Origin of the sequence: Caloramator quimbayensis (genome assembly GCF_900167605.1) — a bacterium.
Classification (GTDB): domain Bacteria; phylum Bacillota; class Clostridia; order Clostridiales; family Caloramatoraceae; genus Caloramator_B; species Caloramator_B quimbayensis.
Genome location: NZ_FUYH01000054.1, coordinates 1 through 3,314, shown reverse-complemented (window position 1 = coordinate 3,314; position 3,314 = coordinate 1). Strand labels below are relative to the sequence as shown.

Below are 3,314 nucleotides of genomic sequence, written 5' to 3'. Positions count from 1 at the left end.
AGGCAAGTACAAGCACAGCCAGAGGTAAATATAACTAATAGTAACTATCCAACTACTCTAGTATTTAAAAAAGGCATAGCTAATGGAATAGCAAAAACAGAAGATGGTTTATTAATTGATTCTACAAATGCAATAACTATAAGGATAGATATTGATTATAATAACTACTCTTTAAAACAATTGAGAGAAGCAATTAACGAAGTGTGTCAATTAATTCCTGAATACTTTCATTAATATACTGAAGTCCTTTAGGGATATCATTAATAGTTGGACTTGCAGAGAAAGTATTTAGTGCAAAGGAATAGTCAATTTGATAACTTTCTTTAAATGTTCTTCCAAGAGATTCATACTCGATTATGACATTGAAAATTCTATCAGGGTAATTTCTAAAATCAAAAACAGAAGTAACGAATTGATTTGGAGCAAGATATATTTTGTTTGATTCAAAGAATAAAGGATTATCAAAACCACTTAGGGAGCAACTTTTTTGATAATCAAGTTGAGGATCTATTTTTAAAGATAAAACTTTGCCAGCAGATTTACCAAAATTTTTTAATACTAAGTTATGAAATGCCTTACTACTCGAAGGAACAATATAAAAGACAATATATGCCCTATTTTCTTCAATTCTTGTTTCTTTAAATTCTTTTAAATTTGAATATGTTAGCCAAGCGATAATAATAGTAGCTAATGCAGATAAAAAAGTAAATATTACCATAAGTAAAGCGTTATATGTATTAATTAAATTTATAAAATCTTTCATAAATTTCATCCCCTTTCTGTAAATAAATTTCTACAAGAAAGAGGGAAATCCTGTTAAATTTTTCAACAAGTGAGGTGAACTCTATGAATAAAAGTGCAGAGCTAAAAAAAGTTATTGCAGAAGCAATTGAAGAAGCATTACCCAAGATAGGTGGAGAGAAAACTAAAGCTACTTTAACAATAGAAGAATGTGTCAAATATAGCGGTATTGGAAGAGATAAACTAATGGAAATAGCTCATGCGGCATGTAACTATAATTCAGATTTCCCATGCTTTAAGGTTGGAACCAAGTTTCTTGTAAATAAAAATTTGCTTGATATGTGGCTTGAAAAAATTACCCAAGAAAGAAGAGTGTTGTAATTTCATACACAAAAGGAGGTGCAAATTTGAAACATCTAAGAAGGCTTACAAGGGAGCAAAAGATATTTTTAACAAAGCAAGGATTAAGGCATAAAGAATACTTGCTTGAGCGTAAAGACGCTGATAGCTACACATTTTATCATATACCATCTGGCAAATTAATAACAATGAGGAGGTAAAGGAAAATGAGTAAAAGATTTGAAGGCGGAAATAACATTACTTTAGGAGCTGCACATTATCTTTATGAGAATGGATTTGCAACTGTGGTAACAGATGGGAAATACATTGAAGTGGTTGTAGAGGATTCAAAGGCAGATGTAACAGCCAAAAGACAATAGAGAGGTTGTTTAATGTTTTTAACAGTGAGGGAAAGATTGGACCAAGAAAGAGTAATTTTAGAAAACATGATTTTATCTGGTGCAAGTTACGACGAAATTGTTAGGCAGTCACAAAAGCTGGACAAGCTTATTGTAGCATTTTACAAGGGAAGGAGGTAATAAATTGGAGTACCAGCAACTCTTGAAAGAGTATCAACAGGCTGTAAGTAATTTCAATAATGCAGAGGCTGAGTATATTGAGGCGGCAATTTTGGAGCTAAAAGCCGCAGAACTTAAGCTTGAAGCATACTTAAAAAATCAAAAGAGGAGGGAATTTACGCAATGATAAGACAGGCTCTTGAGAAAAAGTTAGGGAAAAAACTTTCAGATGGACAATTTAAAGATATAATGCAGATGGCAACGGATGACATACGAGTTAATAGGATTGATTTTAATAAAAAGACAAGATTAGAAGACGTTATTATCATCGCCCAATATTGTTACTTAGTCTTATAAAAAAAAGCCTTATAAAAAAGGCAAAATAAATTAAAACACTCAAGAAAATTATATCACTTATTTTAAAAATTAGAAATATGGAGGGAAAAGTTATGAGTAAAATTTTAAAAATAGAAGGAAACTGTGATTTGATGATAAGTAGATACGGAGATTTATATATTAACTCAAAGGGGATAGAAAAAATTATAACTGATAATTTACCTGAATTGAAGGAATACAAAAATTATCCAGCTGAAATATCAATTACTATAAACATCCATAATAATGAAGAACTTAACATTACTACGGAAGGGTATAAAGCTAATAAACAAGATAAAGAAGAGATTGAAGGAGGTAATGAATAATATGGATGCTTTTAAAATAGCTGATGAATTTCTTCCCGAGGAAGAAGCAAAACAAGAAGGATTTATAGTAGATAACGATTTAAAAGCGGACTGGTGCATAGAAAAAATAAAAGAAGCTCATGCAGAATATAACAGGTATGAAATGGTCATTAAGGCAAAGATAGAACAGCTTAATGCAGCACTTAAAAAAGCACAAGAGAAGAGAGATTCAGAGGAAAATTTCTTCAAATATAAGTTATATAAATACTTTAAAACAGTTAAGACAAAGGATACAAAAACACAGAAAGTTTATAGTTTGCCAAGTGGAAAACTTATTGAAAAAATGCAGCAGCCTGAATATATAAAGGACGAAGAAAAACTACTTGAATGGGCTGAAAAGAATTGCCCTGAAAACATTAAAATTAAAAAATCAGTTGATTGGGCTATTTTAAAGAAAAATATTGAGATGATAAATGGGTTAGCAATAAATAAAAATACAGGTGAAGTTATAGAAGGCATAACGATTCAAGAAAGAGAACCAAAATTTATTGTGGAGGTTGAATAAATGGGCTTTCAGAAAGCAACTAAAAAGCAGGCTAAAGCAAGAATAGGTTTAATTGGTCCTTCGGGAGCAGGGAAAACTTATACATCTTTAGCATTAGCAACAGGATTAGGTAAAAAAATTGCATTAATAGATACGGAACATGGAAGTGCGAGCAAATATGCAGATAAATTTGATTTTGATGTGCTTGAATTGGACAACTATAACCCACAGCATTATATAAATGCAATTAAGGAAGCAGGGAAATTAGGCTACGACGTACTTATTATAGATAGCCTTTCCCATGCATGGGCTGGTACTGATGGAGCTTTAGAGCTTGCTGATAAAAATTCTATAAAATACGGAGGAAATAAGTTCGCAGCATGGAGAGATATAACCCCACTGCATAATAAGCTTATCGAAGCTATAATTTCGTCACCGTGTCATATAATAGCCACTATGAGAGCAAAAACACAATATATTCAAACTCAAGAC

General features: G+C 31.4%; 11 protein-coding genes. 10 read left to right on the top strand and 1 reads right to left on the bottom strand.

Annotation, left to right across the window (positions count from 1 at the left end):
- Positions 1-234, top strand: a 234-nt coding sequence (locus B5D15_RS15645; protein ID WP_078697911.1) for a hypothetical protein, incomplete at its 5' end; no start/stop codon positions are given.
- Here B5D15_RS15645 and B5D15_RS15060 read toward each other — a convergent pair.
- The gene (locus tag B5D15_RS15060) at positions 194-763 is read right to left on the bottom strand and encodes a hypothetical protein (RefSeq protein ID WP_078697910.1); all 570 of its coding nucleotides are present in this window, start codon (positions 761-763) and stop codon (positions 194-196) included. The genes B5D15_RS15645 and B5D15_RS15060 overlap by 41 nt on opposite strands.
- A gap of 83 nt (positions 764-846) precedes the next feature.
- Between B5D15_RS15060 and B5D15_RS15055 the strand changes: the two genes are divergently transcribed.
- From B5D15_RS15055 to B5D15_RS15035, 9 genes are all read left to right on the top strand, one after another.
- The gene (locus B5D15_RS15055) at positions 847-1,122 is read left to right on the top strand and encodes a MerR family transcriptional regulator (RefSeq protein ID WP_078697909.1); all 276 of its coding nucleotides are present in this window, start codon (positions 847-849) and stop codon (positions 1,120-1,122) included.
- A 26-nt stretch (positions 1,123-1,148) separates the two neighbouring features.
- A complete protein-coding gene (locus B5D15_RS15595) occupies positions 1,149-1,301 on the top strand; it encodes a DUF6906 family protein (RefSeq protein ID WP_179122348.1) in 153 nt (50 codons plus the stop codon).
- Positions 1,302-1,307: 6 nt separating this feature from the next.
- Positions 1,308-1,460, top strand: a complete 153-nt coding sequence (locus B5D15_RS15590; protein WP_179122347.1) for a hypothetical protein — start codon at positions 1,308-1,310, stop codon at positions 1,458-1,460.
- 36 nt (positions 1,461-1,496) lie between these two features.
- Positions 1,497-1,619: a Spo0E family sporulation regulatory protein-aspartic acid phosphatase gene (locus tag B5D15_RS15050; RefSeq protein ID WP_179122346.1), complete on the top strand. Its 123-nt coding sequence runs from the start codon at positions 1,497-1,499 to the stop codon at positions 1,617-1,619.
- A gap of 4 nt (positions 1,620-1,623) precedes the next feature.
- Positions 1,624-1,785, top strand: coding sequence for a hypothetical protein (locus B5D15_RS15585; protein ID WP_179122345.1), 162 nt, complete (start codon positions 1,624-1,626; stop codon positions 1,783-1,785).
- Positions 1,782-1,955, top strand: a complete 174-nt coding sequence (locus B5D15_RS15580) for a hypothetical protein (protein WP_179122344.1) — start codon at positions 1,782-1,784, stop codon at positions 1,953-1,955. Before B5D15_RS15585 ends, B5D15_RS15580 begins: the two co-directional genes overlap by 4 nt.
- Positions 1,956-2,047: 92 nt before the next feature.
- The gene (locus tag B5D15_RS15045) at positions 2,048-2,299 is read left to right on the top strand and encodes a hypothetical protein (RefSeq protein ID WP_078697907.1); all 252 of its coding nucleotides are present in this window, start codon (positions 2,048-2,050) and stop codon (positions 2,297-2,299) included.
- Complete coding sequence (locus B5D15_RS15040; protein ID WP_179122343.1) at positions 2,292-2,843, top strand: host-nuclease inhibitor Gam family protein; 552 nt, start codon at positions 2,292-2,294, stop codon at positions 2,841-2,843. The genes B5D15_RS15045 and B5D15_RS15040 overlap by 8 nt, the downstream gene beginning before the upstream one ends.
- A partial coding sequence (locus B5D15_RS15035) for an ATP-binding protein (RefSeq protein WP_179122342.1) occupies positions 2,844-3,314 on the top strand: 471 nt, incomplete at its 3' end.